The organism is Streptomyces sp. NPDC030893, from assembly GCF_055571535.1.
This window is the reverse complement of the sequence record NZ_JBVIFC010000004.1, coordinates 382,892-409,374: the sequence shown is the minus strand read 5'-3', so window position 1 is coordinate 409,374 and position 26,483 is coordinate 382,892. Positions and strand designations below refer to the sequence as shown.

Here is a 26,483-nt window from a genome sequence, read left to right as displayed (position 1 = left end):
CCATGCGGCGGAAGCGCGAGCCCCGCGCCGGGCGGACGACGAGCCACCGACCGCCCGCCCCCGGAGCGACCGGGCCGCCACGGCGGGGAGCAGCGTCGGGACGCTGAACGGGAGAAGCAGGGCACCGGACGGCCAGCACCGGAGCGGCCGGGGCATCACGGCGGCGGTAGCGCTCGCGCGGGGCGTCCCCGGGCCGGACGAGCGGGGTGCGCCCAGGACCGCCCCGGCGAGGAGCCGCGTCGGGACGCAGAACGGGAGAAGCAGGGCACCGGACGGCCAGCACCGGAGGGGCTGGGGCGTCACGGTGGTGGCGCTCGCGCGGGGCGTCCCCGGGTCGGACGAGCGGGGTGCGCTCAGGACCGCCCCGGCGAGGAGCCGCGTCGGGACGCTGAACGGGAGGAGCAGGGCACCGGACGGCCAGCACCGGAGGGGCTGGGGCGTCACGGTGGTGGTGGCGCTCGCGCGGGGCGTCCCCGGGTCGGATTCGCGGCGGACGTCCTGGCGCGTCCCGGCGGCGGGCGGCGCCGGAAAGGGGAACGGAAGGGGCGGGACACCGGCCGCCTCTCCCCTCACGCGCGGTGGGGCACGGCATGAGCGGTGTGGTGGGTGGGGTCATGGTGGGGTCGGGCCTCCCTGCGGGGCGGGCAGGTGGTTCAGGGCGTGGAGGACCTCGTCGGGGGTGATGCGCAGGAGGGCCGGGTCGGGGCGTTCGCCGTGGGGGTCGCCCGGCGGGCCGTGCCACAGGGCGATGTGGCGCGGCCGGGCGGGAGGGCCCCACTGGCTGGGCGGGACCGGGCCGAACAGGGTGACGGTGGGGGTGGCGTGGGCCACGGCCAGGTGGGCGATGCCCGTGTCGCCGCTGACGACGGCCCGGGCGCCCGCGACGAGGGCGGAGAGCCGGGCGAAGGGCAGGCCGCCCGCGAAGACGTCGGTGTCGGGCAGGAGGGCCCGTTTGGCGAGGCGTGCCACCAGGTCCCCCTCGTCCGCGCCACCCGTGACCACCACCCGCCGGCCGCGTTCGCGCAGGGCGGTCGCGACGGCCGCGTACCGTTCGACCGGCCAGCACCGGGCGAGGGCTCCCGCGCCGGGGTGCAGCACGACCGCGCCGGGGGCGGGGGACGCGGTGTGCGGGCGGGGCAGCAGCAGATCCGCGGGGTCGGCGTCGATGCCGTACCAGCGGATCAGCCGGCACCAGCGGTCCCGCTCGTGTTCCTCGGCGTACCAGACCGGGCCCTCGATCGCGGGCGTGTCGGGGTGGGCGAACGCCAGCAGGCGTGAGGGGCGCAGGGACTGCAGCAGGCGGTGGCTGGGGGGCCCGTTGCCGTGCAGGTCGACCGCGATGTCCGGGGGCGGGCCGGTCCAGTCGAGGGCGCCCGGCACGGCGCGGGAGGGCGCGGCGGCGGGCAGCAGCCGGTCGACGGCTCCGGAGGCCTCGGCGACGGGCGCGAGTCCGGCGGGCGCGGCCAGGACGAGTTCGTGGCCGGGATGGGCCCGCCGCAGCGCCCGGAGCGCGGGGACGCCGGCCAGCAGGTCCCCGAGGCCGAGGGCGCGCAGCACGAGCAGGCGCCGCTCCCGGGGTACGCGGGCGGCCGGCCCGGGCACCGTACGGCCGCTCACCGGACGACCTGCACGAGTTTGTCGACGGCGGCGACGACGTCGTACGCGGTGACCTCCTCCAGGCACGGGTGGCCCGGTACGGGACACTGCCGGGCCCTGGTGCCGGCGCACGGTGCCTCCTGGTCGCCGAGGAGCACGTAGGGCACGCCGTACGGCCGCCAGCGCTCGGCGGGGACGACCGGCGAGAAGAGGGAGACGACCGGGGTGCCGACGGCGGCGGCGAGGTGGGCGGGGCCGGTGTTGCCGGTGACCACGCAGTCGGCTCCGGCGAGCACTCCGGAGAGTTCGGCGGCGCCGGTGCGGCCGCCGAGGTCGACGGCCCGGCCGCCGGCGACGTACGCGGTCAGGTCCCGCTCCCCCGCGCCGCCGGTGACGACCACCTTGCGTCCGGCGGCGGCGAGTTCGCGTACCGCCTGCGCGCACCGGCCGGGGCTCCAGGCGCGGGCGGGCACGCTGGCGCCCGGGTGGACGACGACGTACTCCCCGGGGCCGGTCAGCGCCTCGGCGGGGGGCGGCGGGAGGACCCGCAGCCGTGTGTCGGCGGGCCGGGGGAAACCGGCGGCCTCGGCGAGGTCCAGCGCGGCCTCGGCCTCGTGGGCGTGCGGGGCACGGTGGTGCCGCACGTCGAGGAGGGAGCCGGGGTAGTCCTCGCTGTCGGCCGCGATGAAGGGCACGCCGGCCAGGCGCAGCAGCAGGGCGGTGGGCAGGGGCGACTGGTGGAAGGAGGTGAGGATCAGCGCGGTGTCGGCGTCGACGGCGGCGATGAGCGACTCGGTCGCCTCGCGGCTGACGTCGGGCGGCTGGAACCCGGTCCAAGGGGAGTCCCAGACGAGCACCTCGTCGACTCCGGGAAGCAGCCGGGCGGCGGGAGCCCCGTGCGGTCCGCAGAGCAGGGTGACCCGGTCGGCCCGGGCGGCCACGGCCCGCACGGCGGGTCCGGCGAGCAGGACGTCGCCGAAGCTGTCGAGCCGGGTGACGAGGACGTTCACGTGGCCCTCCTCCGCGGAGACCGTCCGCCGCCGCCGTGCGCGGGACGGGACGCGGTGCCGGTGGCGGCGCGCTTCTCCGGCGTCCGGGGCACCGCACGCCCGGAGCCGTGCGCGGGAGGCGCGGGGCGGTCCCGGAGCGGGGTGTCGAGGAGCAGGCGTACCGCTGCCGGGAGGTCGGGGGCCACGTGGGGGGCCGCGGCCGTCTCCTCGGGGCGGGTCTGCGGGGTGGGGACGAGGATGCCGTGGGCGCCGGCCCGGCGGGCGGCCTCCATGTCGGCGCCGATGTCGCCGATGACGACGCAGTCGGCGGGGTCCGTGCAGATCCGCCCGGCCGCCCACAGCACCATGCCCGGCCGGGGCTTGCGGCACAGGCAGCCGTCGTCGGGGCCGTGCGGGCACAGGGCCCATACGTCGAAGGGGCCGAGGAGTTCGTCGACGCGCCGGTTGACGCGGCGGGCGTCGGCCTCGGTGAGCAGTCCGCGGGCGATGCCCGACTGGTTGGTGACGACGCCGGTGCGGATGCCGCGTGCGCGCAGTTCGTCGAGTGCCGCGCGGGCCCCGTCGACGGGTCGCACCCGCGCGGGGTCGGCGTTGTAGGGGACGTCGTGGACCAGTGTGCCGTCGCGGTCGAAGAGGACCGCCCGCACGGGGCTCACCGGACTCCCGGGGCTCACCGGACTCCCCGGGCTCACCGGACTCCCGGGGCTCACCGGGCCGCCTCCGCCCAGGCGGGGGTGTTGCGGTGGCGCCAGGTGCCGGCCAGCCGGTGCCAGGTCGCGGCGGGCGGTATGGCGACGCTGGTCGCCAGCACGGTCGTCACCTCGTCGCGGGTGCGCGGTCCGGGGCCGATGCGAGCGCGGGCGAACTCGGCGGTTCCCGCGGCCCAGCCGAGCGCGCAGACGCCGGCCGCCCGGCGGTGTCCGGTGGCGCCGAGGACGCAGGCGGCGGCGCCCGCCGCGGTGATCGCGGCGTGCCGGCGGATCCGGCCGCGCGGCGCGACCGCCTTGTCCCACCAGTCGGGTCCGTGCAGCCGGCGCATCAGGGCGTCGTCGGCGTTGCCGCGCTGCTGTGCCAGTGACGCCCAGCGGGAGGCCGGGCGCACGGGGTGCAGGGTGGTGCGCCGGCCCCGGCGGATGCGCCAGCCCGCGTCGAGGAGGCGCAGCGCGAGGTCGGCGTCCTCGCGGAAGGCCCGGGGGAAGCGCTCGTCGAAGCCGCCCACCTGGTTCAGGGCCTCGGTGCGGTAGGCCATGTCGGCGGTGATCCAGCGGGCCCGGGCCAGCCCGGCGGTGCCGCGTTCCCAGTCGGTGGGGCGGCGCCCGTGCGGCAGCGGGACGGTGATGTCGCCCTGGACGCCGGCGGTGTCGGAGGAGGCCTCCGCGAGGTCCCGGAGCAGCTCCGCGCACCAGTGCGGACCGACCTGGACGTCGTCGTCGAGGAAGGCGACCCAGGGGGTGGTGACGGTGCGCAGTCCCGTGTTGCGCGCGGCGGCGGGCCCGCGTCCGCCGCCGGCCAGGACGGTGGTGCGTTCGCGCAGGTCGCCCAGGACGTTCAGCGCGTGGCCCAGCGCGTCCGGTGAGGGCTCGGGACGGGCCCGGTCGTCGACGAGGACGATCCCGTCGGGGCGCGGCCCGTGCGCCGCGGCCAGCGCGGCGAGGCAGTCGGCGAGGGAGTCCCGCACCAGGGTGGGGATCACGACGGCGTACGACGTCATGCGAACGCCCTCCCCCTTGCTCTGGTACCGAGGATGCGCATCGGGGCTGTGCTCCGTCCCTGAGAGGCGTGAGGTACTACCGGGACGCGGGTGCCGCATTCGCGGTTGTCTCAAACACTTGGACACAGCTTGTCCCACTGAGCCGCACTTGCGCACTTTGCGTACCGCTCCGGACCACGACCCCCGCCCCGGGTGACGACCCTCACACACCCGCGACACCCGGCACGAGGGCACGCGAAACGGACTATACATAGCGTGTATAGACGATAGGTATAGTCCGCGCATGCCTTCTCTGACCAGGAAGATGACAAGACCGGCGACCGCGTTCCGGGCGGTGACGACACTGGCCGCCGCCACGGCACTTTCGCTGGCGCTGAGCGGCTGCACACGGCTGGAGACGACCCCGCCGAGCACCGTCCGCACCACCGACGTCCAGGCCCGCTTCGGCACCGTCGACTGCCGCGAGGCCAAGTGCATAGCGCTCACCTTCGACGCCGGCCCCAGTGAGCACTCCTCGCGGCTGCTGGACATCCTGAAGGAGGAGCAGGTCCCGGCGACGTTCTTCCTGCTGGGCAAGCGGCACATCGACACGTATCCGGAGCTCGTGAAGCGGATGGCCGACGAGGGGCACGAGGTGGCCAGTCACACCTGGACGCACCGGATCCTGACGGACCTGGAGCCGGACGAGATACGCGAGGAACTCGAGCGCCCCAACGAGGAGATAGAACGCCTCACCGGCCGCCGCCCCACCCTGATGCGCCCGCCCCAGGGCCGCACCGACGACACCGTGCACGCGATCAGCCGCGAGCTCGGCCTCTCCGAGATCCTCTGGAGCGTCACGGCGAAGGACTACACGACCACCGACTCCGACCTCATCACCCGCCGCGTCCTCGCCCAGTCCTCCCGCGACGGCATCATCCTGCTCCACGACATCTACGACGGGACCGTCCCCGCCGTGCCGGGCATCATCGACGCGCTGAAGAAGCGGGGCTATGTGTTCGTGACGGTGCCGCAACTGCTCGCCCCGGGGAAGGCGGAGCCCGGCAAGGTGTACCGGTGAGCGACGGAACCGCCGGCGCCGGCTGGGCCGGACGGGTGAGTCGCCCCCGGGCGGGCCACCGCGCGGCCCGGGTTTCCTAGGATGCCCCCGTGGCCACCTTCCAGCTCCGGCGCACGGCACCTCTCTCCCTCGACGAGGCCTGGCGCAGACTCACGACGTGGCCCCGCCACGGCGACGTGGTCCCGCTGACCCGCGTCACGGTGACCACTCCGCCTCCCACCGGCGAGGGCACCGTGTTCGTCGCCCGCACGGGCCTCGGCCCCCTCTCCTTCGCCGACCCGATGGAGGTGACGGTGTGGCAGCCCCCGGCGGACGACTCCCCGGGACTCTGCCGCCTGGAGAAGCGGGGCCGCGTCGTCACCGGCTGGGCGGAGATCGACGTACGGCCGGGCCCCGGGGGCCGGGCCCGCGTGGAATGGCGGGAGGAGATCCACCTCCGCTTCCTCCCCGCCTTCGCCGACACCGTACTGGCCCGGGCGGGCCGGCACGTGTTCGGCCGCGCGGTGAACCGGTTGCTGCGATCCCCGTGAGGGAGAGGGTGAGCCCGCCTTCACGTACACGGCGTCAGCCCCGGCCGAGCACCCGGCGGGCGCCGGCGATGACGGCCGTCGCCAGGACCCACCCGGAGACGATCAGCAGCACCGCGACGGCCTTGCTCGCCCCTTGGGGGTCCCAGGCGCCTCGGTGTCCGAGACTCGCGACGGGGATCAGCAGGTCCAGGCTGTACAGCACGGGGTCCCAGGCCCGCTTGGAGTCGCCGCCGACGGGCGGCGGCCGGTGCGTGGCGAACCACGACGAGCCCACGGCCACGAGCGACAGCAGCCACAGCAGGGCACGGCGGGGCGCGTAGCCGTAACCGAACAGAACGTCCTGCAGCAGACCCCACACCCGCCCGGAGAGACGGTCGCTGCGGCTGAGGTGCCGCTCCCGGGCGTGCCGCACGGTGCGGGCGGAGCGTTCGTCGCCGCCGCTCTCGTAGGACTTCGCGAGCTGCTCGAAGGCCCGGGCGCCGGCACGGGAATCGCGGGTGAGCCAGGAGATCCGGCTTCGCACGCCGACGGGCCGTTCCGTTTCCAGCCGCTGGTACACGAACCCCTCCAGGGACAGCGCTCCCGGCGCCGGCCAGGTGGACTCGGAGTCGACCAGGACGTCGACGGCCGCGTCCTGCAGCACCACGCGGCCCGCCGGGGGGCGACGCAGGTCCAGCCTGAGGCGCGGTACGCGGAGCCGGCCGCAGAGCAGGGAGCCCGCGGGGCCGGCGAGGACGCCGTCGTGGAAGGTCACCACGCCGCCGACCTCGGCGGCCCGCAGCAGCACCTGACCGGTGCTCCGGAACCCCCAGTCCGCGTAGAAGCCCGTGCAGACGATCCCGGTGGCGTCGATGCCGCCCACGTCGGCGGCGTGCAGGTTCATGGCGTGGGTGATGCGGGCGTCCCTCAGATACAGGGCTCCGTTGGCGGTCAGGCCGCGCCCGTGGACCGAGCCCTCGACGGTCAGCCGCGGCGCGAGCAGCGACCAGGCGCCGCCGTCGGTCACGGAGAGTTCCTCGACGACGAGGTTCCCGCCGATCCGCGCGTCCGCCAGCCGGACGGCCCCGGTGGCCGCCCCCTCCTGGAGCCGCCGCGGCGCCCGTCGCCCCGCACCCGAGTCCGACGGGTCCGTCATGGGCCGGGGTTCGGCGACCCCGTCACCCAACCGAGCGCCGGCCAGCCGGAGTTCACCGTCGACGGCGAGGCGGTCGGCGTACAGCCCCGGCAGGACGGAACCGTACAGGTCGAGCGAGGGAACCGACAACTCCGTCAGGTCGACCGGTTCCTCGAAGGTGCAGTCGACGAAGGCGACCGCGGTGTCGAGGCGCCGGCGGTCCAGACGCAGGGGGCCCGTGACGCGCAACCCCTCGTAGGTGACGGTCCGTTCCCCGGTGCCGTCCCGCGCGGCGAGGGCCGCGCCCAGGACCGCCGCGTCGACCGTTCCGGACAGGCCCGTCGCCCGGCGCGTACGCCGGATCCCCCTGATGCGTGACACGGTGTCCCCCCTTGTTCCCCGCATGGCATATCACAGGCTCGTTCCAGCGCTTCGACGGACCGTCCCCGGCAACTCGCGTTGGCCATACTGGAAACATGGAGCATTCCCTGTCCGGCGTCCTTTCCGTGCTCGGTGACGAGCCCGTCAGCAAGGCGCTGGTCCAATGGCTCGACCAGAGCCTCCTGGTACTGGACGAGCCCGACCTGGTGGCGACGGGCCGGAGCGGCGGGATGCTCATGTCGGCGTTCCTGCGGGAGCGGAGACCCGGACGCACCGGCGGACTGCGGATCATCAAGCTGGTCCCGGCCTCCGCCCATGCCGAGGCGGAGCCCCGCAACCACCGGCTCGCCCTGTCCGACCGGGTCCCGCACAACGAGGAGTTCATCGACCGTCACCTGGTCGGGCTGGACGACAGGACCGGCAAAGTGGGCGACTACTGGGTGATGATCCAGTACCCGGCCGGTGACGGCAGGGAGGAAATGGGGACACTCGCCGGGCTGGGCACCGACGGTCGGACGCCCGCCCTCATGGAGGAGGTCGTCAAGGGGGTGCTGGGCGGCTGGAACCCCGATCCGGCCGCCGGCGGGAACAGGAACGGCGCCGTGGGGCGTGTTTCGGCGGCCCGGTTCGTCACCGAGATGCTGGGTGAGTCCTCCGACAGGGAGCACCGGGCCCGGACGTGGCTGCGGGAACGGATGGGACCGGACAGCGAGAGCGCCTGGTTCTCGCTGGGCGAGGGCACCGATCCCCTGCCCAACCCCGTGGCGCCGTACGAACGTTCCCCTCTGCGCCGGTGCGAGGTGAGACTCGCGGTACGCGGGCGGGCCCACGGGGATCTGCACCCCGGCAACATCCTCGTGCCGGTGAGCGGGAAGTCCGCGCCCTACGACTTCTGGCTGGTGGACCTGAGTGGGTACCAGCAGGACGCGCTGCTGGCCCGCGACCCCGTCCATCTGCTGCTGTGCCTGATCGCCGACGCGTTCCTGCCGCACATGTCCGACCCTGCCCGCGAGGAGCTGCTGACCGCGCTGACCGGTGAGGACCCCGAGTGCGCGGGACCGCTGATCCCGCAGGGGCTGGCGGACACCGTCATGCGGGTGCGCCGGGCCGTCATCGGCTGGGGCGCGGTGCACCACATCAACCCGAGCTGGCGCCACCAGTGGTTTCTGGCGCTCCAGGCCTGCGCGGTGATGGTGCTGGTACGAGAGTGGTACGCGGAGCGGGACCGCTGGTGGTTCTTCCGGCTGGCGGCCCGCGCGTGCCGGGCCTACCTGGAGAAGACGGACGCGGGACGGCCGAGGGGCGCGGTCCCGGTGATCGAGGCGCCCGCCTCCTCCGCGACGCCGGCACCCGATGCCGGAACGGTGCCGGTTCCGGTTCCGGTACCGGTGGGCGATCCGGCTCCGGCTCCCGATCCGGTTCCGGTTCCGGTGCCGGTCGCCGTCGTCCCGGCGCCGACAGAGGCCGGCCCGGGGGCGCAGGTGGCCGCTCCTCCGGCGCCTGATCCGCAGGTGCCCGTGGGGGCGGGGACCGACGCCGTGGAGGTGCTGGCGGAGATCTGGGAGATCTTCGAGCCCGTTCTGCGGCAGATCTCCTCGGTCCCGGTGGGTCACGTGAAGCGCCCCACCGTCGAGTACGTGATGCGTCGTGCCACGGATCTCAGGCTGACCCTCGGTCATCCCCGGCTCGTCATGCCGCAGCCGGCCGGCATCACCGACGAGCAGTGCCGCGAGCAGGTGCTGGGCCGGTTGAGCGAGGTGGTCGACCGGGCCGAGGAACTGCACGGGGTGCTCGTGCAGCCCTTGCGTCGTATGCAGGAACTCGCGTACGGCAACGGGCATCCCGGGCTGCGCGCGCTGGTGAAGTCCCTCGGAGAACTCCTCGACGAGGTCCGTCGCGCCTCCGCCGTTCTGTCGGCTCCCCGTCCGGCCTGACCCGCCGTCACGCGGGCCTGCCGATCCGGTCCTCCGGCGCCGGGCCGGTCGCGGTGTCGTGGTGGATCGGTGTGTGGGCGCCGGTGAGGGGGACCCCGGTGCCGCCCCGGCGGGCGGCGATGATCTCGGCGGCGATGGACAGGGCCGTCTCCTCCGGCGTACGGGCGCCCAGGTCCAGGCCGATGGGGGATTTGAGGCGGGCCAGTTCCAGCTCGGTCGCGCCGGCCTCGCGGAGGCGGGCGTCGCGGTCCAGGTGGGTGCGCCGGGAGCCCATCGCGCCGACGTAGGCCACCGGCAGCCGCAGGGCGAGCCGCAGCAGCGGTACGTCGAACTTGGCGTCGTGGGTCAGCACGCACAGGACCGTACGGGCGTCGACGGAGGTGCGTTCCAGGTAGGTGTGCGGCCACTCGACGACGATCTCGTCGGCCTCGGGGAAGCGGTCCCGGGTGGCGAAGACGGGGCGCGCGTCGCACACCGTGACATGGTGGCCGAGGAACTTGCCGACCCGTACCAGTGCCGACGCGAAGTCGATCGCACCGAAGACGATCATGCGGGCCGGGGGGACGGACGACTCGATCAGCAGGGTGAGCGGTGCTCCGCACCGCGAGCCCTGCTCTCCGATCTCCAGGGTGCCGGTGCGGCCGGCGTCCAGGAAGGCACCCGCCTCGGCGGCGACCGTGCGGTCCAGCTCCGGATGGGCACCGAAGCCGCCCTCGTACGAACCGTCCGGGTGGACCGTCAGCGCGAGGCCCTTCAACTCCGCCGGGCCGCTCACGATCCGTGCCACCGCGGCCGCCTCCCCGCGCGCGGCGGCGGCGAGGGCCGGGGCCAGCACCGGGCGGGCGGGGTCCGCCGCCCGCACCGGAGTGACCAGGATGTCGATGACCCCGCCGCAGGTCAGACCGACGGCGAAGGCGTCCTCGTCGCTGTAGCCGAAGCGTTCCAGGACGGTTTCGCCGTCCGTCAGCGCCTGGGCGCACAGCTCGTACACCGCGCCCTCCACGCAGCCGCCGGAGACCGAGCCGACGGCCGTTCCGTCGGCGTCGACCGCGAGCGCGGCACCCGGCGGGCGGGGCGCACTGCCGCTGACCGCCACCACGGTGGCGACCGCGAAGTCACGGCCCTGCTCGACCCACCGGTCCAGTTCCTCGGCGATGTCCAGCATGTCTCGGTCTCCTCGGCTTCGGTTGCGCGGAAGGCGGCTCGTGGCTCAGTGACTAGTGCACACCCAGCCAGCTCTCGATCGGGGCGAGGGCGAAGAACACGACGAAGATCAGCGTCAGGACCCACATGAAGGCACCGATCTCCCGGGCCCTGCCCTGGCCGGTCCTGATGGCGACGTAGGAGATGACGCCGGCGGCCACACCCGCGGTGATGGAGTAGGTGAACGGCATGATCACCACGGTCAGGAACACCGGGATCGCGGTGGCGCGGTCGGACCAGTCGACATGGCGGGCGTTCATCATCATCATCGCGCCGATCACCACCAGGGCCGCCGCGGCGACCTCGCCCGGCACGATCGCGGTCAGCGGGGTGAAGAAGAGGCAGGCGGCGAAGAAGAGGCCGGTGACGACGGAGGACAGTCCGGTACGGGCGCCTTCGCCGACCCCGGTCGCCGACTCGACGAAGACCGTCTGGCCGGAGGCCCCCGAGACACCGCCGATCGCGCCACCCGCGCCGTCGATGAACAGCGCCTTGGACAGGCCCGGCATCCGGCCCTCGTCGTCGGCGAGCTTCGCCTCCGTACCGACGCCGATGATCGTCGCCATCGCGTCGAAGAACCCCGCGAGGACGAGAGTGAAGACGATCATGCCGACCGTCATCGCGCCGACCTCGCCCCAGCCGCCGAACTCGACGTGGCCGAAGACCCCGAAGTCCGGCATCGACACCGCGCCGCCGTGCAGTTCGGGTGCCCCGCTCGCCCACTGCTCGGGGTCGATGACCCCGAACGCGTTGAGGGCGACGGCGAGGACGGTGCCGCCGACGATGCCGATCAGGATGGCGCCGGGGATGCCCCGCGCCTGGAGCATGAAGATGGCGAGGAGGGTGACGGCGAACAACAGCACGGGCCAGCCCGCCAGTTCGCCCGCCGGGCCCAGGGTGACCGGGGTCGCCTCGCCCTGGTGCACGAAGCCGGCCTTGTAGAAGCCGATCAGGGCGACGAACAGACCGATGCCCATGGTGATCGCGTGTTTGAGGGCGAGCGGGATCGCGTTCATGATCATCTCGCGCAGGCCGGTGACGACCAGCAGCATGATGACCACGCCGTACATCACGCACATGCCCATCGCCTGCGGCCAGGTCATCACGGGCACGACCTGCGAGGCGAGCACCCCGGACACCGACAGGCCGGCGGCGAGGGCGAGCGGCACCTTGCCGAGGAAGCCCATGAGGAGGGTGGTGAGGGCGGCGGCGAACGCGGTCGCCGTGATCAGGGCGGTGCGGCCGAGGGTGTTCCCGGTCGCGTCCTCGCCGGACAGGATCAGGGGGTTGAGCAGGAGGATGTACGCCATCGCCATGAAGGTGGTGACGCCGCCGCGCACTTCACGGGCGACGGTGGACCCTCGGTGCGAGATGTGGAAGTACCGGTCGAGCCAGGACCGGCCGGCCGGGACGCGGGTTCCCGCGCCCGCGTCCTCGGCGGTGGCCGCCGGCTCGAGTGACTGCTGGGTCATGTGGGCCTACTCCCAAGGTTCATAGGGGCACCCGTGCCTTCGGCGAAGTGCGCGGGATTTGGGAGGTGCCGAGTCTCGGGGGACGGCCCGGTACTGCACCTGAGGTGGAGACCGGCGCCGGGGTGACCGCGAGTTGTGCGGTTCCCCGGCGTCGGGGTGCCGTTGCGCCCACCCGTGCCGCCCTGCGGCCGGACTGCCCGCAACGGCAACCGGTGTCGGTCCGGGCCCGCCTGTTGCTGCGGGCGTCGGCCTTACACCTTGCCCGTGAGGTGTTCCGGGCGGACCGGGGTTCTGGTCAGTTCCAGGCCCGTGGCGTTGCGGATGGCTGCCAGGACCGCGGGGGTGGAGGACAGGGTGGGGGCCTCGCCGATGCCGCGCAGGCCGTAGGGGGCGTGGTCGTCGGCGAGTTCGAGCACGTCGACGGGGATGGTCGGCGTGTCGAGGATGGTGGGGATGAGGTAGTCCGTGAAGGATGGGTTGCGTACCTTCGCGGTCCTGGGGTCGACGATGATCTCCTCCATGACCGCCACGCCCAGGCCCTGGGTGGTGCCACCCTGGATCTGGCCGACGACGGAGAGCGGGTTGAGCGCCTTGCCGACGTCCTGCGCGCAGGCCAGTTCGATGACCTTGACCAGGCCGAGTTCGGTGTCGACCTCGACGACGGCGCGGTGCGCGGCGAAGGAGTACTGGACGTGGCCGTTGCCCTGGCCGGTGCGCAGGTCGAAGGGTTCGGTCGGGCGGTGCCGCCACTCCTCCTCGACCTCCACGGCCTCGTCACCGAGGACGTCCACCAGGTCGGCGAGCACCTCGCCGCCGTCGGTGACGACCTTGCCGCCCTCCAGCAGGAGTTCGGCCGTGGCCCAGGCCGGGTGGTAGGAGCCGAATTTGCGCCGGCCGAGCTCCAGCACCTTCTCCCGGACCAGCTCGCAGGCGTTCTTGACCGCGCCGCCGGTGACGTACGTCTGCCGGGACGCGGAGGTCGAACCGGCCGAGCCCACCTGGGTGTCGGCGGGCTGGATGGTGACCTGACCGACGCCCAGCTCGGTGCGGGCGATCTGGGCGTGGACGGTGACGCCGCCCTGGCCGACCTCCGCCATCGCGGTGTGCACGGTCGCGACCGGTTCACCGCCGGCCACCTCCATGCGGACGCGGGCGGTGGAGTAGTCGTCGAAGCCCTCGGAGAAGCCGACGTTCTTGATGCCGACCGCGTAACCGACACCGCGTACGACGCCTTCTCCGTGCGTGGTGTTGGACAGGCCGCCCGGGAGCTGGCGTACGTCGGCGCCCTCGCTGGACTCCCACTGGCGTTCCGGCGGCATGGGCATCGCCTTGACGCGGCGCAGGAGTTCGGCGACCGGTGCCGGGGAGTCGACGGGCTGGCCGGTGGGCAGCAGCGTGCCCTGCTCCATGGCGTTGAGCTGCCTGAGCTCCACCGGGTCCATGCCGAGCCTCGCCGCCAGCTTGTCCATCTGCGCCTCGTAGGCGAAGCACGCCTGCACCGCGCCGAAGCCGCGCATCGCGCCGCAGGGCGGGTTGTTGGTGTAGAGGGCGATGGCCTCGATCTCGACGTCGTCGACGGCGTACGGGCCGATGCCGAGCGAGGAGGCGTTGCCGACCACGGCCGGGGAGGCGGAGGCGTAGGCGCCGCCGTCGAGGACGATGCGGCAGGCGACGTGGGTCAGCTTGCCGTCGGCCGTGGCGCCGTGCTCGTAGAACAGCTTGGCCGGGTGGCGGTGGACGTGGCCGAAGAAGGACTCGAACCGGTTGTAGACGATCTTGACGGGTTTGCCGGTGCGCAGGGCGAGCAGACAGGCGTGGATCTGCATGGACAGGTCCTCGCGCCCGCCGAACGCGCCGCCGACTCCGGCCAGGGTCATCCGTACCTTGTCCTCGGGCAGGCCGAGCACGGGCGCGATCTGGCGCAGGTCGGAGTGGAGCCACTGGGTGGCGATGTAGAGGTGGACGCCGCCGTCCTCCTCGGGGACCGCGAGGCCCGACTCGGGGCCGAGGAAGGCCTGGTCCTGCATGCCGAACGTGTACTCGCCCTCGACGATCACGTCGGCGCGCTCCCGTGCGGAGGCCACGTCGCCGCGCACGATGGGCTGGCGGTGGACGATGTTGGGGTGCGGGACGTGGCCGCTGTGATGGTCGTCGCGGTTGTCGTGGACGAGGACCGCGTCGGGTGCGGTGGCGGAGGCCTCATCGGTGACGACGGGGAGTTCGCGGTAGTCGACCTTGATCTTGGCGGCGGCGCGGCGGGCGGTCTCCGGGTGGTCGGCGGCGACGATCGCGACGGGTTCGCCGTGGTGGCGGACCTTGCCGTGGGCGAGGACGGGGGTGTCCTGGATCTCCAGGCCGTAGTTCTTCACGTCGGTCGGCAGATCGTCGTACGTCATCACGGCGTAGACGCCCGGGGTGGCGAGCGCCTCGCTCGTGTCGATGGACACGATCTCGGCGTGGGCGACGGTGGAGCGCAGGATCTGGCCCCAGAGCATGTCCTCGTGCCACATGTCGGAGGAGTAGGCGAACTCGCCGGTGACCTTGAGGGTGCCGTCGGGGCGGAGGGTGGACTCGCCGATGCCGCCCTTGGTCCCCGAGCCCTGCGTGATCTTGGTGGGAACACCGTTCGTCGGCATGCTCAGACCTCCTCGGACTGGCGGGCGGCCGCCAGGCGGACCGCGTCCATGATCTTCTCGTAGCCGGTGCAGCGGCACAGGTTGCCGGACAGGGCCTCGCGGATGTCCGCGTCGCTCGGGTTGGGGTTGCGCTCCAGCATCTCGTCGGCGGCGACCAGCAGACCCGGGGTGCAGAAGCCGCACTGGACGGCGCCGGCGTCGATGAACGCCTGCTGGATGGGGGCGAGTTCGGTGCCCTCGCCGGTCTGTGAGTCGGTGCCCCCGGCCTGCCACGCCCTGGCCTCGTCCAGTGCGGTGCCGCAGGCGCCGGTGCCGCAGGCGCGCTGCCGGGCGAAGTCCGCCAGGCCCTCCACGGTGACGACGTCGCGGCCCTGGGCCTGGCCGGCGGCGACGAGACAGGAGCACACGGGCACGCCGTCCAGGCGGACCGTGCAGGAACCGCACTCGCCCTGCTCGCAGGCGTTCTTGGAGCCGGGCAAACCGAGCCGTTCGCGCAGCACGTACAGCAGGGACTCGCCCTCCCAGACGTCGTCGGCCTCCTGGGGGCGTCCGTTGACGGTGAAGTCGATGCGCATTACGCGGCTCCCTCCGTGATGCGGTGGGCGCCGCGGTACGACTCCCAGGTCCAGGTCAGGGTGCGGCGGGCCATGACGCCGACCGCGTGCCGGCGGTAGCCCGCGGTGCCGCGCACGTCGTCGATGGGGTTGCAGGCGGCGGCGCACAGGTCGGCGAAGTGCTTGGCGACGGACGGGGTGATGATCTTCCCGTTGTCCCAGAAGCCGCCCTCCTCCAGCGCCGCGTTCAGGAACTCCTCGGCCGCCTTCGCCCGGACGGGGGTGGGAGCCGCCGATCCGATGCCCGTACGCACCGTCCGCGTCCCGGGGTGCAGGGCCAGCCCGAAGGCGCACACGGCGATGACCATGGCGTTGCGGGTGCCGACCTTGGAGTACTGCTGCGGGCCGTCGGCCTTCTTGATGTGGACGGCGCGGATCAGCTCGTCGGGCGCCAGCGCGTTGCGCTTCACGCCGGTGTAGAACGCGTCGATCGGGATGCGGCGCGCCCCCCGCACCGACTCCACCTCGACCTCGGCACCGGCGGCGAGCAGCGCCGGATGGGCGTCGCCGGCCGGGGAGGCGGTGCCGAGGTTGCCGCCGACGCCGCCGCGGTTGCGGATCTGCGGGGAGGCGACCGTGTGGGAGGCGAGGGCGAGGCCCGGCAGCTCGGCGCGCAGATGCTCCATGATCTTCGAGTACGGGACGGAGGCGCCGAGCCGTACGCTGTCCTCGCCGACCTCCCATTCCTCGTGGTCGCCGATGCGGTTCAGGTCCATGAGGTACTCGGGCCGGCGGTGGTCGAAGTTGATCTCGACCATCACGTCGGTGCCACCCGCAATCGGCACAGCGGCGGGGTGCTCGGCCTTCGCGGCGAGCGCCTCCTTCCAGCTGGCGGGGCGAAGGAAGTCCATGACCGGCTCTCTTCTTCGTCTCGTGGTGGGGCGTACAGATTGAGCCAATCCGTGTGCGGCGGGCCCGGCTCGTTCATGCGATGTTCACGCGGAGTGGGCTCAGTACACCGCCGCGTGCTCCGCATGGGTCAGTCACGGAAACCATGAAGGAGTTAGCTGGCCAGCAAAGGCATCTTGTAGATTCATATGAACGGAGGCCGTCCATGGCCTCCCCATGTTCCTCCGGAAACGGGGGGCCCGGTCCGGGGAACGGCCGGCACCGCTGATCAGCCACGCCATGGGCGCTCACCGGAAGCTCCGTCCCGGTCCATCGTAGATATCCGAGACAGAGAACACAGAGAACGGCGGCGACGAGAATGCGGCTGCGCGCACTGCTGGACACCGACGCGCTGGGCCTGAAGCTGCTCGGCGGCGAGGACGAGCTGGACCGCGGTGTCCGGGGCGTGATGACCACCGATCTGCGGGACCCCAGCCGCTACCTCTCCGGCGGGGAACTGGTGCTCACGGGCCTGGCCTGGCGCCGGGACGCCGCCGACTCCGAGCCGTTCGTACGGCTGCTGGTGCAGGCCGGGGTGGCCGCGCTCGCGGCCGGTGAGGCGGAGCTGGGCGAGGTGCCCGACGACCTGGTGGCGGCCTGTGCGCGGCACCGGCTGCCGTTGTTCGCGGTGCACGAGTCGGTGGCCTTCGCCACCATCACCGAACATGTCGTACGGCAGGTCTCCGGCGAGCGCGCCGGGGATCTCGCGGCCGTCGTGGACCGGCACCGGCGGATGATGACGTCGGGCCCGGCGGGCGGCGGCCCCGACGTCGTGCTCGACCTGCTCGGCTCCGACCTGGACCTGCGGGCCTGGGTGCTGTCGCCCACCGGCCGGCTGATCGCGGGACCGAAGGTCGCCGGGGCGCTGGGGGCGGAGCCGACGCTGCCCGCCGAGGTGTGCGCGCGGCTCGCCGCGGAGCAGCTGGCGGCCACCCGCACCGGCCGGCGCGGACCGCACCGGGCGACGCTGGGGCAGACGACGTACAGCCTCTTCCCGGTGCGCGGCAGCGGACGCTCCGCGGCGGGCGCGCGCGACGTGCGCGAGAGCGTGCTGTCGGACTGGGTGCTGGCCGTCGAGGCCGACGCCGGGGACTGGGCCGAGGAGCGGCTGGACCTGCTCCAGGGCGTCACCCAGCTGATCGCCGTCGAACGGGACCGCCGGGACGCGGCGCGCACGGTGCGGCGCCGGCTCGCGCAGGAGGTGCTGGAGCTGGTCCAGACGGGTGCCGTGCCCGCCGAGATCGCGGCGCGGCTGCGGGTGGCCGCGCCGGTGCTGCTGCCCGGGCTCGGGACCGCGCCGCACTGGCAGGTCGTGGTGGCGCGCGTCGACTGGGACGGCGGGGAGGTCGACGGCGGCCCGGTGGCACAGGCGCTGCTGGAGGAGATCCTGGTCGACCCGGCGTCGACGGGGCCCGAGCACTCCGACCGCATCGCGGTGGCGCACGCCGGGGACGAGGCGGTCGCGCTGGTACCGCTGCCGGCGGTGGCCGGCGACGACGGCCACCCCGGTACGGGCGTGCTCGCCGACGTCCTCCTGGAGTCCGTGCGCGACCCGCTCACGGCCGGCCTGGACGGGGACGGCCGGCTCACCCTCGGTGTCTCCGCCGCCGTGCACTCCGCGGAGGGGCTGCGCGGCGCGCTGGAGGAGGCCCGGCACGCCCGGCGCGTGGCCGCCGCCCGCCAGGGCCGGGTCTGCGCGGCCGGCCACCAGGAACTGGCCTCGCACGTCCTGCTGCTCCCGTTCGTCCCGGACGACGTACGCCGTGCCTTCACCGCGCGCCTCCTGGACCCCCTGCGGGAGTACGACCGCCGGCACCGCGCGGAGCTGATCCCCACCCTGGAGGCGTTCCTCGACTGCGACGGCTCCTGGACCCGCTGCGCCTCCCGTCTCCACCTGCACGTCAACACGCTGCGCTACCGCGTCGGCCGCATCGAGCAGTTGACGGGCCGTGACCTGTCCCGCCTGGAGGACAAGCTGGACTTCTTCCTTGCCCTGCGCATGAGTTGATCACAAGGGGACCCGTCCGGGCAGTTCGGGCCCGCAAGCCATGACTTTGTGAAATCCTTCACCCACCCTCTTGGCCGGGCCGTGCGGTTCGTGCTGAGATGCGGCCACCACTCAACAGCTCGATGGCGTGCTCGGGGAGGGCAACGTGGCGCATACCGCCATGTCCGGTGACGGAACGACCGCCGAAGACGATCCTCTCCAGACGGCGGTGTGGCGGCTGCGCTCCCGTGCCTGCTGGGCCGACGCCGCCGCGCTGCTCGAACCCGCCACCCCCGGCACGGCGCTGCAGCGGGCGTCGCTGCTGGTCGAGCGGTGCCTCTACACCGAGGCGGGGTGGGAGGACGCGGAGGACGCGCTGCGTACGGCGGAGGCGCTGGCGCACAGCGACGACGAGCGCGGGGCGGCCGCTTGTGAACGCGGGTACTTGGCCTACGCGGCCACCCTGTTCCGGGTGCGCGACCGTGCGGACGAGGCGCGGGCGGCGCTCGGCCGGGCGGCGGCGCTGATCGCTCCGGGGGCGACGGGGCGGGCGCTGCTGGACTTCCGGCGCGGGCTGATCGCGGAGAACCTCACCCGCTCCCCGCAGGCGGCGCGGGCGGCCTACCGCCGTGCCCACGCGGGTGCCACCGCGCACGCCGACCCGCTGCTGCTGTCGGCCACCTGGCGCCATCTGGCCGGACTCGCCCTGCGCGACGGGGAGTTGGCGGAGGCCCGGCAGGGCTTCGCCGAGTCCCTGCGGATCCGCGAGGAGCTGGGCTACCTCGTCGGCACGGCCCCCGCCCTGGTCTCCCTCGCCGACACGGAGACCGAACCGGAGGCCTCCCGCCTCCGGGAGGAGGCCCGCCGCCTCTTCCGCCTCCTCGGCGGAGTCCCCACCTGGCTCACCACCCAGCTCTCCCCACCCACCCCGGGAGCAGCGACGGCATAACACCCAGCCCCCGTCCAGCACGTGCGGACGAGGCCGCCCCCCAGCCCGTCCGGCGTTTGAGGACGAGGCCCGCAGGGCCGACAGGGGGTCTGGGGGCGCAGCCCCCAGGGACGGGACGGGAAGGGGCGGCGGGGGCGAAAACAGCTACCGCCCCCTCACCCCGCCGCCCCGTTGAAGTGCTCCCCCACCAACACCCGCACCACGCCCAGATCCCCCGCGATCAACGCGTCCAGCAACGCCGTGTGTTCATGCGCGTCCGCGACCAACTCAGCCCGCACACCGGACCCACCGGACCCACCCCCCACCAGCGGCCACTGCGCCCGCCGATGCAGATCCTCGGCGATCCCCACCAACTGCTCGTTCCCCGCGAGCCCCAGCACCGCCCGGTGAAACGCCCGGTCGGACTCCGCGTACGCGGCCCGGCACCCGGACGAAGCCGCCCGCACGGTCGCCTCCGCGAGCGGCCGCAGCTCGGCCCACCGCTCCGCCGGCACCGTACGGGCCAGCCGCAGCATCACCGGCATCTCGATCAGCGCCCGCACCTCGGCGAGCTCCGCCAGTTCGCGCGCCCCCCGCTCGACGACCCGGAACCCCCGGTTGGGCACGACCTCGACCGCGCCCTCCAGGGCGAGCTGCTGCATGGCCTCCCGGACGGGCGTCGCGGAGACCCCGAGCCGCTCCCCCAGTACAGGCGCGGAGTACACCTCGCCGGGCCGCAGCTCCCCCGTCACCAGCGCGGTGCGCAACGCGGCGAGGACCTGCCCGCGCACGGAGGCCCGCTGGACGACGGGCCGGGGCCGCGGAAGGGCCGGCTCACCGTGCGTGTGCTCCCCGCGCACGGCACCGTCGCCGGCACCACCTCCGACGCCGCCCCGGACTCCACTCCCGAGACCACTCCCGACGCCACTCCGCCGCCGCTCCGCCTCCCGCGCCCCCGGCTGCACGGGCACCCGATGACGCCCCGCCCCGGCCGGCGCGCCGCCGGCCGCCGTCTCCCCTGCCTCCGCCCCCACGGAGCCCTGCATGCCCTGCTTCACCAGGTCCTCCCGAGGACGTGTCGGTACTTGCGGCCATTACGGCGGGTTGTCACCTCTGCGTCAAGCACCATACGGCGCACCGGACGTCAGTTCACATCCCGGAGATCTTGGGTAAGGTGAGCCTTACCTTTTCTTGCCCTGCTGCACGAGACGTGAATGGGTGGTCCCATGCCTGTGCCCGGTTCGGCCGTCGCGGACGCGTACGCCCTCCTGGCGGAGGCCTTCCCCGCACTGGCCGTCACCGAGCTCGGCGCCGACGAGGCGGCACCCCGGGGCGGCGGCTGGGTGGCCGCCTCCGGTCTCGCCGAGGGCGGTTCCGACCTGGACGCCTTCCTCGCCTGGGACGACACCCAGGTGCTGCGGGACTACGGACAGCAGGGCCGGCCCGACGTGATCGCCAGCTTCGGACTGCACCGCTACGCCTGGCCCGCCTGCCTGTTGATCACCGTGCCGTGGTTCCTGCACCGCCGGGTGCCGCGCTACCCCGTGACGCACGTCTCGTTCGACCGCACGGCCGCCGGTCTCGCCGTGGGACGCATGGCCGTACGGCCCGACGGGTTCGCCTGTCTGCCCGGCGACCCGGCCGCCGCGCTGCCCGGCGCCCGCGTGGTGCCCGACGAGGAGGCGCTGCGGGCGGAGGTGCGCACGGCGGTCGCCCAGCACCTCGAGCCCGTGCTGGCCGGATTCGGCCCCCGGATGCGCCGGCGCGGCCGCGCCCTGTGGGGCATGGCGACCGACGAGATCGTCGAGAGCCTGCGGTACATCGCCCAGTTGCTCGGCGAGGAGGAGCGGGGACTGCGCGAGCTGGAGGAGCTGCTGCCGGGCGCGACCAAGCCGTACGTCGGCGCGGCGGCCTTCCACCGGCCGGCCGGACCGGACGGGGAGCCGCGGAGCGCCACCCGGGACCGGGTCAGCTGCTGCATGTTCTACACCCTGCGCCCCGCCGACATCTGCGCCACCTGCCCGCGCACCTGCGCCAAGGAGCCGACCGCCGGACGCGCCACGGCCCTTGCAGCGCAGGCGAGTTGACGCCGCGTCGGCCGACGGTCCAATCTGCCACGGCCTCCGGGAACGGCCCCCGGGGCCGCCGGATCACCCGGTCGGGGGCCCACCAAGGTCACGACTGATTCACAATTCCCTCACCCGTCGCGGGAACTGTCCGTGGAACCACCCGCACGGGTAGTGTTATTCGAACTCAACTCCCGCCCCTCATGCGGCAGTTCGAGCAGAACGCCGCCCTGGGCACCCCCCTCGCACTTCCTTGGCGGCCTCTTGCCCCGAAACCCCCTGAGGGCCGCTGGGATTGGGCCACTATGGCGGGCGTTACGCCCTATCCCAATGCAAGGGACCCCTAGATGAGACTGACCGACATATCGCTGAACTGGCTGCTTCCGGGCGCCGTGCTGCTCCTCGGCATGCTGGCGGCGGTGGCGGTGCTGGCGCGCGGGAAGCGCTCCTCGGTCAAGGACACGAGCGCGGACGACTCGTGGGAGCGCAGCGAGGAGCGCCGCCGGCGCAAGGAGGCCGTCTACGGCACCGTCTCCTACGTCCTGCTGTTCTGCTGTGCGGCGGTGGCCGCCGCGCTCTCCTTCCACGGGCTCGTCGGCTTCGGCGAGCAGAACCTCGGCCTGTCCGACGGCTGGCAGTACCTCGTCCCCTTCGGTCTGGACGGCGCGGCGATGTTCTGCTCGGTGCTCGCCGTACGCGAGGCCAGCCACGGCGACGCGGCGCTGGGCTCCCGCATACTCGTATGGACGTTCGCCTTCGCCGCGGCCTGGTTCAACTGGGTCCACGCTCCCCGGGGCATCGGTCACGCGGGCGCCCCGCACTTCTTCGCGGGCATGTCGCTGTCGGCGGCGGTCCTGTTCGACCGCGCGCTGAAGCAGACCCGCCGGGCCGCCCTGCGCGAACAGGGCCTGGTACCGCGTCCGCTCCCCCAGATCCGTATCGTGCGCTGGCTGCGCGCTCCCCGGGAGACCTACCGCGCCTGGTCGCTGATGCTGCTGGAGGGCGTGCGCAGCCTCGACGAGGCGGTCGAGGAGGTCCGCGAGGACAAGATCCGCAAGGACGAGGCGAAGCGGCGCCGGCGGGACCAGCAGCGGATGGAGCGGGCCCGGCTGAAGGCGATCAGCCGCGGCCACCGCGGTCTCGTCGGCCGGGGCGGCGGCGGGCGGGAGCTGGAGACGGCGACCGTGGAGCGCGAATCCGACCTGGTCTCCGCGGAGCCTGCCATATCGGCGTCGGAGGCCCTGCCCGTCCGCGCGCGTCCCTCCCTGCAGCCGGTACGCACCGGTGGCGCTGACCCGGTGACCGTCGACCTCACCGCCGAGGACGACACCCAGGCCCTGCCGCGCCTGGACTCCCTGGAGCGCAAACTCAAGGACCTGGAGCAGCAGTTCGGCTGACGCCGCTCCCCGGACCGACGGGGGTGCGGCCCGCCCGGGCCGCGTCCCCGTGCCGCGTGACCGGTCCTTCAGGCGGCGTCCGCCTCGAGTTGGAACCAGACGGACTTGCCCACGTCGTGCCTGCTGACGCCCCACGCGTCGGCGAGGGACTCGACCAGCGCCAGCCCCCGGCCGTTGGTGCCCTCGTCGGCGCAGGGCGGGCGCGGCCGGGGATCGCGGGCCACGAAGTCCCGTACCTCGACCCGCAGTCCATGGGGTCCGACGGTGGCCGTCAGCACCGCCCCGTCGTCGGTGTGCACCAGCGCGTTGGTGACGAGCTCGCAGGTGAGCAGCTCCGCCACTGCGGACCGTTCCGGCGTCCCCCAGTGGGCGAGCAGTTCACGCAGTGCCCTGCGGGACTCCGGCACCGCTCTCAGATCCGCCCGCCCCAGTGTGCGCCTCAGCTGAGCCGCCGAAGCCTGACTCTTCATGGCCCCCGCCCGCGTGCCGCCGTCGATTCCCCTGCCGTTCGTACGCGTTCACGGGAATCATTGCCCGGTCACCCACGCGGCAGTCGTCCCGCATCGTCGACGACCGGTTGTTGGCCGAAGTGCAGTGGCCATGTATGCGCGCGGGGTGAACACCGCTACGGCCGCGGCACGTTGCGCAGGTTGGACCGGGCCATCTGCAGCATCCGGCCCACGCCTCCGTCCAGCACGATCTTGGAGGCGGACAGGGCGAACCCGGTCACCATCTCCTTGCTGATCTTCGGCGGGATGGACAGCGCGTTGGGGTCGGTGACCACGTCGACGAGGGCCGGTCCCTTGTGCCTGAACGCCGACTTCAGCGCCCCGGCGAGCTCCTTCGGCTTCTCCACCCGCACCCCGTACGCGCCGCACGCCCGGGCGACGGCGGCGAAGTCGGGGTTCTTCATGGCGGTGCCGTGCGAGGGCAGACCCGCGACCAGCATCTCCAACTCGACCATGCTCAGCGAGGAGTTGTTGAACAGGACCACCTTCACCGGCAGGTCGTACTGCACGAGGGTGAGGAAGTCGCCCATCAGCATGGTGAATCCGCCGTCGCCGGACATCGACACGACCTGCCGGCCCCGGTCGGTGAACTGCGCCCCGATCGCCATCGGCAGCGCGTTGGCCATCGAGCCGTGGGAGAAGGAACCGATCACCCGGCGGCGGCCGTTGGGCGAGATGTAGCGGGCCGCCCAGACGTTGCACATGCCGGTGTCGACGGTGAACACGGCGTCGTCGTCGGCCATCTCGTCCAGTACGGACGCCACGTACTCGGGGTGGATCGGGACATGCTTCTCCACCTTCCGAGTGTACGCCTTCACCACGCCTTCCAGCGCGTCCGCGTGCTTCTTCAGCATCCGGTCGAGGAACCTGCGGTCGTCCTTGGCGCGGACCCGGGGCGTCAGACAGCGCAGCGTCTCCTTCACGTCGCCCCACACCGCGAGGTCCAGCTTGGAGCGCCGGCCGATGATCTCGGGCCGCACGTCGACCTGGACGATCTTCACGTCGTCGCCGGGGAGGAAGGCGTTGTACGGGAAGTCGGTGCCGAGCAGGATCAGCAGGTCGCACTCGTGGGTGGCCTCGTAGGCGGCGCCGTAGCCGAGCAGACCGCTCATGCCGACGTCGTACGGATTGTCGTACTGGATCCATTCCTTGCCGCGCAGGGCGTGCCCGACCGGGGACTTGATCTTCCCGGCGAACTCCATGACCTCCGCGTGCGCGCCCTTCGTTCCGGCGCCGCAGAACAGGGTGACCTTCTCGGCCCTGTCGATCATGTCGACGAGACGGTCGATCTCGGCGTCGCCGGGGCGGACGGTGGGCCGGGAGGTGACGAGGGCGGTCTCGGGGGCCTGGTCCGGGGCGGGCTCGTCGGCGAGGTCACCCGGCAGGGAGACGACGCTGACGCCGGAGCGGCCGACCGCGTGCTGGATGGCGGTGTCCAGCAGCCGGGGCATCTGGCGGGGGCTGGAGATCAGCTCGCTGTAGTGGCTGCACTCGCGGAACAGCTGGTCGGGGTGGGTCTCCTGGAAGTAGCCGAGGCCGATCTCGCTGGACGGGATGTGGGAGGCGAGGGCGAGGACCGGGGCCATGGAGCGGTGGGCGTCGTAGAGGCCGTTGATGAGGTGGAGGTTGCCGGGGCCGCAGGAGCCTGCGCAGGCGGCGAGCCTGCCGGTGATCTGCGCCTCGGCGCCGGCGGCGAAGGCGGCGGTCTCCTCGTGCCGGACGTGGATCCAGTCGATGGCGGAGTTGCGGCGCACGGCGTCGACGACCGGGTTGAGGCTGTCGCCGACGACGCCGTAGAGGCGTTTGACTCCCGCGCGGGTGAGGATGTCGACGAACTGTTCCGCGATGTTCTGTTTGGCCATGGGTTCCGTCTGCCCCTCCGGTGCCGAAGATGCCTGACGGGTTCCATGAATTCACACCGGGCGCGCTCACGCCTCCCAAACGGCGACGGCCGTACGGTCGTCGGCGTACCCCTTGACCCGTACCTGGGTGTCGGCGAGGAACGCGGCGAGGCCGGGCGGTTCGGGGCGATGCCACCGTTCGGCCAGGTGGGCGCGGAGTTCCGGCTCGCCCCGCAGCGGGTCGGCGAGGCCGGTGCCGCACATCAGCAGGGTGTCACCCGGGCGGGCTACGGAGGTGCGGAACCGGAAGGGTTCGCGGGGCGGTTCGGGGGCGGGCTCGTAGGGGCTCGGGGGTGTGGGGATGCCGAGGTCCATGGTGAGGCGGTCGCCGTCGGGCGTCTCGGAGGGCGGTGAGCCGAAGCCGAGTACGGGTTCGCCCTTGATCTCGGTGACCTCCGGTTCGATGTCCTGCCACTCGCCGTCCCGCAGCCGGAACAGACCGCCGGGGCCGACGCCGAAGAAGACCCGGGTGCGGCACTCGGGGTCGGCGGTCAGGAGCAGACAGCGCAGGGTGGCCGCGTAGGCGTCGGGTTCGAGGCCCTGTTCGGCGGCGCTGGCGCGGAGCCGGCCGAGGCTGCGGTCGGTGAGGCGGTGCAGGCCCGACTTGAGGTCGCCGCGCCGGGCGGCCCTGATGTCGTCGACGAGGCCGGCGTGGCTGCGTCCCACCGCGCGTGCGATCCAGCGGCAGGCCTCGGCGGCGGCCAGGTGCGGCGCGGAGGAGGTCCGGACACCGGTCGCGAGGGCCACGAGGAGGAGCGCCCGCTCCCCCGCCCCGAACCGGGCGGTGAGCAGGGCGTCGCGTCGCGGCTCCCCCCGGTAGCGCGCGGAGTCGCCGCGTACGGAGGCGGCGCGCAGGGTGCAGGCGCCGTAGCGGGCGCCGTCCAGCACGGTGTCCGGCACCAGACCGTCCAGCTCGTCGGGGTCGGCCGCGGGCAGGGCGGTCGGCTCGGCGTCGTAGGTGGGCGGCCGGGAACCGACATGGGCGCGGGTGGGCGGCTCGGGGAGCGGTACGAGGCGGGAGGGACGGGGGGCGGCGGGCCCCGGCGCGTCCACGGGCCCCGGGACGGCCGGGGCACCCGCCGCCCCCTGCTCCTCGGAAGCCGAGTCGGGGAAGGGCGTCCAGGTACCGAACGCCATGGGGGGCAAGGGAGGCGGAACGTCCTCCGGGGGGCGGGGACCCTGGGGGGCACGGGGCCCCTGCGGGACCTCCCGGCCCGACCCCGACGGGACATCCCGGCCCACGCCCGGCCGGGGCGGCACGTCCTCCGGGGTACGGGGGACCTGCCGGGCGCTGGTGCCCTGCGGGGCATCCCGGCCCACGCCCGGCCGGCCACCCCGACCGGAACTCTGCGCGGCACCCCGACCCACCCCCGGCGCGGCATCCCGACCCGGACCCTGCGGCACCCCCCGACCGTCCTCCGGCGCGACACCCCCACCCGGACCCTGCGTAGCACCGCGACCAACGTCCGGCGCCGCGCCCCGCCCCGGACCCTGCGGCGCCTGCCGACCGCCATCCGACGCAGCACCACGACCCGAACCCGGCGTA

At 73.6% G+C, this 26,483-nt stretch carries 21 protein-coding genes; 7 read left to right on the top strand and 14 right to left on the bottom strand.

What is annotated here, in order from left to right; all coding sequences use genetic code 11:
* Positions 1 to 612 precede the first annotated feature (612 nt).
* The 4 genes from ACZ434_RS11605 to ACZ434_RS11590 are packed head-to-tail and all read right to left on the bottom strand — an operon-like array spanning position 613 to position 4,317.
* Positions 613 to 1,617, bottom strand: coding sequence for a glycosyltransferase family 9 protein (locus ACZ434_RS11605; RefSeq protein WP_468454318.1), 1,005 nt, complete (start codon positions 1,615 to 1,617; stop codon positions 613 to 615).
* Positions 1,614 to 2,606: a glycosyltransferase family 9 protein gene (locus ACZ434_RS11600; protein ID WP_468454316.1), complete on the bottom strand. Its 993-nt coding sequence runs from the start codon at positions 2,604 to 2,606 to the stop codon at positions 1,614 to 1,616. Before ACZ434_RS11600 ends, ACZ434_RS11605 begins: the two co-directional genes overlap by 4 nt.
* Positions 2,603 to 3,262 (bottom strand): D-glycero-alpha-D-manno-heptose-1,7-bisphosphate 7-phosphatase, encoded by a 660-nt coding sequence (locus ACZ434_RS11595; protein WP_468454314.1) that lies wholly within the window; start codon positions 3,260 to 3,262, stop codon positions 2,603 to 2,605. Before ACZ434_RS11595 ends, ACZ434_RS11600 begins: the two co-directional genes overlap by 4 nt.
* A gap of 50 nt (positions 3,263 to 3,312) precedes the next feature.
* Complete coding sequence (locus ACZ434_RS11590; RefSeq protein WP_468454312.1) at positions 3,313 to 4,317, bottom strand: glycosyltransferase; 1,005 nt, start codon at positions 4,315 to 4,317, stop codon at positions 3,313 to 3,315.
* A gap of 283 nt (positions 4,318 to 4,600) precedes the next feature.
* On the opposite strand from ACZ434_RS11590, the gene ACZ434_RS11585 reads away from it, so the two are divergent.
* A complete protein-coding gene (locus tag ACZ434_RS11585; protein WP_468454310.1) occupies positions 4,601 to 5,377 on the top strand; it encodes a polysaccharide deacetylase family protein in 777 nt (258 codons plus the stop codon).
* 89 nt (positions 5,378 to 5,466) lie between these two features.
* Entirely contained in the window at positions 5,467 to 5,907 is a 441-nt protein-coding gene (locus ACZ434_RS11580) for an SRPBCC family protein (protein ID WP_468454308.1), read from the top strand.
* 34 nt (positions 5,908 to 5,941) lie between these two features.
* Here ACZ434_RS11580 and ACZ434_RS11575 read toward each other — a convergent pair whose 3' ends face one another.
* A complete protein-coding gene (locus ACZ434_RS11575; RefSeq protein WP_468454306.1) occupies positions 5,942 to 7,402 on the bottom strand; it encodes a hypothetical protein in 1,461 nt (486 codons plus the stop codon).
* A 95-nt stretch (positions 7,403 to 7,497) separates the two neighbouring features.
* On the opposite strand from ACZ434_RS11575, the gene ACZ434_RS11570 reads away from it, so the two are divergent.
* Positions 7,498 to 9,336: a hypothetical protein gene (locus ACZ434_RS11570; protein WP_468454304.1), complete on the top strand. Its 1,839-nt coding sequence runs from the start codon at positions 7,498 to 7,500 to the stop codon at positions 9,334 to 9,336.
* 7 nt (positions 9,337 to 9,343) lie between these two features.
* On the opposite strand, the gene ACZ434_RS11565 is transcribed toward ACZ434_RS11570, so the two are convergent.
* The 5 genes from ACZ434_RS11565 to ACZ434_RS11545 all read right to left on the bottom strand — a co-directional run bounded on the left by ACZ434_RS11565 (position 9,344) and on the right by ACZ434_RS11545 (position 16,112).
* Positions 9,344 to 10,501, bottom strand: coding sequence for an XdhC family protein (locus ACZ434_RS11565; protein ID WP_468454302.1), 1,158 nt, complete (start codon positions 10,499 to 10,501; stop codon positions 9,344 to 9,346).
* Between the two features lie 52 nt (positions 10,502 to 10,553).
* Positions 10,554 to 12,011 carry an NCS2 family permease gene (locus ACZ434_RS11560; protein ID WP_468454300.1) on the bottom strand — a complete coding sequence of 486 codons (1,458 nt, stop codon included), beginning with the start codon at positions 12,009 to 12,011 and terminating at the stop codon, positions 10,554 to 10,556.
* 251 nt (positions 12,012 to 12,262) lie between these two features.
* Complete coding sequence (locus tag ACZ434_RS11555) at positions 12,263 to 14,647, bottom strand: xanthine dehydrogenase family protein molybdopterin-binding subunit (protein ID WP_468454298.1); 2,385 nt, start codon at positions 14,645 to 14,647, stop codon at positions 12,263 to 12,265.
* Between the two features lie 2 nt (positions 14,648 to 14,649).
* The gene (locus ACZ434_RS11550; protein ID WP_468454296.1) at positions 14,650 to 15,222 is read right to left on the bottom strand and encodes a (2Fe-2S)-binding protein; all 573 of its coding nucleotides are present in this window, start codon (positions 15,220 to 15,222) and stop codon (positions 14,650 to 14,652) included.
* The gene (locus tag ACZ434_RS11545; protein ID WP_468454294.1) at positions 15,222 to 16,112 is read right to left on the bottom strand and encodes an FAD binding domain-containing protein; all 891 of its coding nucleotides are present in this window, start codon (positions 16,110 to 16,112) and stop codon (positions 15,222 to 15,224) included. Before ACZ434_RS11545 ends, ACZ434_RS11550 begins: the two co-directional genes overlap by 1 nt.
* Before the next feature lie 356 nt (positions 16,113 to 16,468).
* Between ACZ434_RS11545 and ACZ434_RS11540 the strand changes: the two genes are divergently transcribed.
* Positions 16,469 to 18,157, top strand: coding sequence for a PucR family transcriptional regulator (locus ACZ434_RS11540; RefSeq protein ID WP_468454292.1), 1,689 nt, complete (start codon positions 16,469 to 16,471; stop codon positions 18,155 to 18,157).
* Positions 18,158 to 18,317: 160 nt separating this feature from the next.
* On the top strand, positions 18,318 to 19,085 hold the full coding sequence (locus ACZ434_RS11535) for a hypothetical protein (protein WP_468454535.1): 768 nt from the start codon (positions 18,318 to 18,320) through the stop codon (positions 19,083 to 19,085).
* Positions 19,086 to 19,240: 155 nt separating this feature from the next.
* Here the strand turns inward: ACZ434_RS11535 and ACZ434_RS11530 are convergent, their stop codons facing one another.
* A complete protein-coding gene (locus ACZ434_RS11530; protein ID WP_468454290.1) occupies positions 19,241 to 20,122 on the bottom strand; it encodes a GntR family transcriptional regulator in 882 nt (293 codons plus the stop codon).
* A 168-nt stretch (positions 20,123 to 20,290) separates the two neighbouring features.
* On the opposite strand from ACZ434_RS11530, the gene ACZ434_RS11525 reads away from it, so the two are divergent.
* Complete coding sequence (locus ACZ434_RS11525; protein WP_468454288.1) at positions 20,291 to 21,151, top strand: (2Fe-2S)-binding protein; 861 nt, start codon at positions 20,291 to 20,293, stop codon at positions 21,149 to 21,151.
* 326 nt (positions 21,152 to 21,477) lie between these two features.
* On the top strand, positions 21,478 to 22,527 hold the full coding sequence (locus tag ACZ434_RS11520) for a DUF2637 domain-containing protein (RefSeq protein WP_468454286.1): 1,050 nt from the start codon (positions 21,478 to 21,480) through the stop codon (positions 22,525 to 22,527).
* 68 nt (positions 22,528 to 22,595) lie between these two features.
* On the opposite strand, the gene ACZ434_RS11515 is transcribed toward ACZ434_RS11520, so the two are convergent.
* From ACZ434_RS11515 to ACZ434_RS11505, 3 genes are all read right to left on the bottom strand, one after another.
* Positions 22,596 to 22,997 (bottom strand): ATP-binding protein, encoded by a 402-nt coding sequence (locus ACZ434_RS11515; protein WP_468454284.1) that lies wholly within the window; start codon positions 22,995 to 22,997, stop codon positions 22,596 to 22,598.
* A gap of 155 nt (positions 22,998 to 23,152) precedes the next feature.
* Entirely contained in the window at positions 23,153 to 24,898 is a 1,746-nt protein-coding gene (locus ACZ434_RS11510; protein ID WP_468454282.1) for a pyruvate dehydrogenase, read from the bottom strand.
* Positions 24,899 to 24,964: 66 nt separating this feature from the next.
* The coding region (locus tag ACZ434_RS11505) for a protein phosphatase 2C domain-containing protein (protein WP_468454280.1) at positions 24,965 to 26,483 on the bottom strand (1,519 nt) is incomplete at its 5' end.

Excerpts from the sequence above, each read along its gene's own strand:
- ACZ434_RS11520 (WP_468454286.1), top strand. The coding sequence starts at position 21,478 with ATGAGACTGACCGACATATCGCTGAACTGGCTGCTTCCGGGCGCCGTG.
- ACZ434_RS11555 (WP_468454298.1), bottom strand. The coding sequence starts at position 14,647 with ATGCCGACGAACGGTGTTCCCACCAAGATCACGCAGGGCTCGGGGACC.
- ACZ434_RS11510 (WP_468454282.1), bottom strand. The coding sequence starts at position 24,898 with ATGGCCAAACAGAACATCGCGGAACAGTTCGTCGACATCCTCACCCGC.
- ACZ434_RS11525 (WP_468454288.1), top strand. The coding sequence starts at position 20,291 with ATGCCTGTGCCCGGTTCGGCCGTCGCGGACGCGTACGCCCTCCTGGCG.
- ACZ434_RS11565 (WP_468454302.1), bottom strand. The coding sequence starts at position 10,501 with ATGCTGGACATCGCCGAGGAACTGGACCGGTGGGTCGAGCAGGGCCGT.
- ACZ434_RS11590 (WP_468454312.1), bottom strand. The coding sequence starts at position 4,317 with ATGACGTCGTACGCCGTCGTGATCCCCACCCTGGTGCGGGACTCCCTC.
- ACZ434_RS11545 (WP_468454294.1), bottom strand. The coding sequence starts at position 16,112 with ATGGACTTCCTTCGCCCCGCCAGCTGGAAGGAGGCGCTCGCCGCGAAG.
- ACZ434_RS11560 (WP_468454300.1), bottom strand. The coding sequence starts at position 12,011 with ATGACCCAGCAGTCACTCGAGCCGGCGGCCACCGCCGAGGACGCGGGC.
- ACZ434_RS11570 (WP_468454304.1), top strand. The coding sequence starts at position 7,498 with ATGGAGCATTCCCTGTCCGGCGTCCTTTCCGTGCTCGGTGACGAGCCC.
- ACZ434_RS11550 (WP_468454296.1), bottom strand. The coding sequence starts at position 15,222 with ATGCGCATCGACTTCACCGTCAACGGACGCCCCCAGGAGGCCGACGAC.
- ACZ434_RS11535 (WP_468454535.1), top strand. The coding sequence starts at position 18,318 with ATGTCCGGTGACGGAACGACCGCCGAAGACGATCCTCTCCAGACGGCG.
- ACZ434_RS11515 (WP_468454284.1), bottom strand. The coding sequence starts at position 22,997 with ATGAAGAGTCAGGCTTCGGCGGCTCAGCTGAGGCGCACACTGGGGCGG.
- ACZ434_RS11540 (WP_468454292.1), top strand. The coding sequence starts at position 16,469 with ATGCGGCTGCGCGCACTGCTGGACACCGACGCGCTGGGCCTGAAGCTG.
- ACZ434_RS11585 (WP_468454310.1), top strand. The coding sequence starts at position 4,601 with ATGCCTTCTCTGACCAGGAAGATGACAAGACCGGCGACCGCGTTCCGG.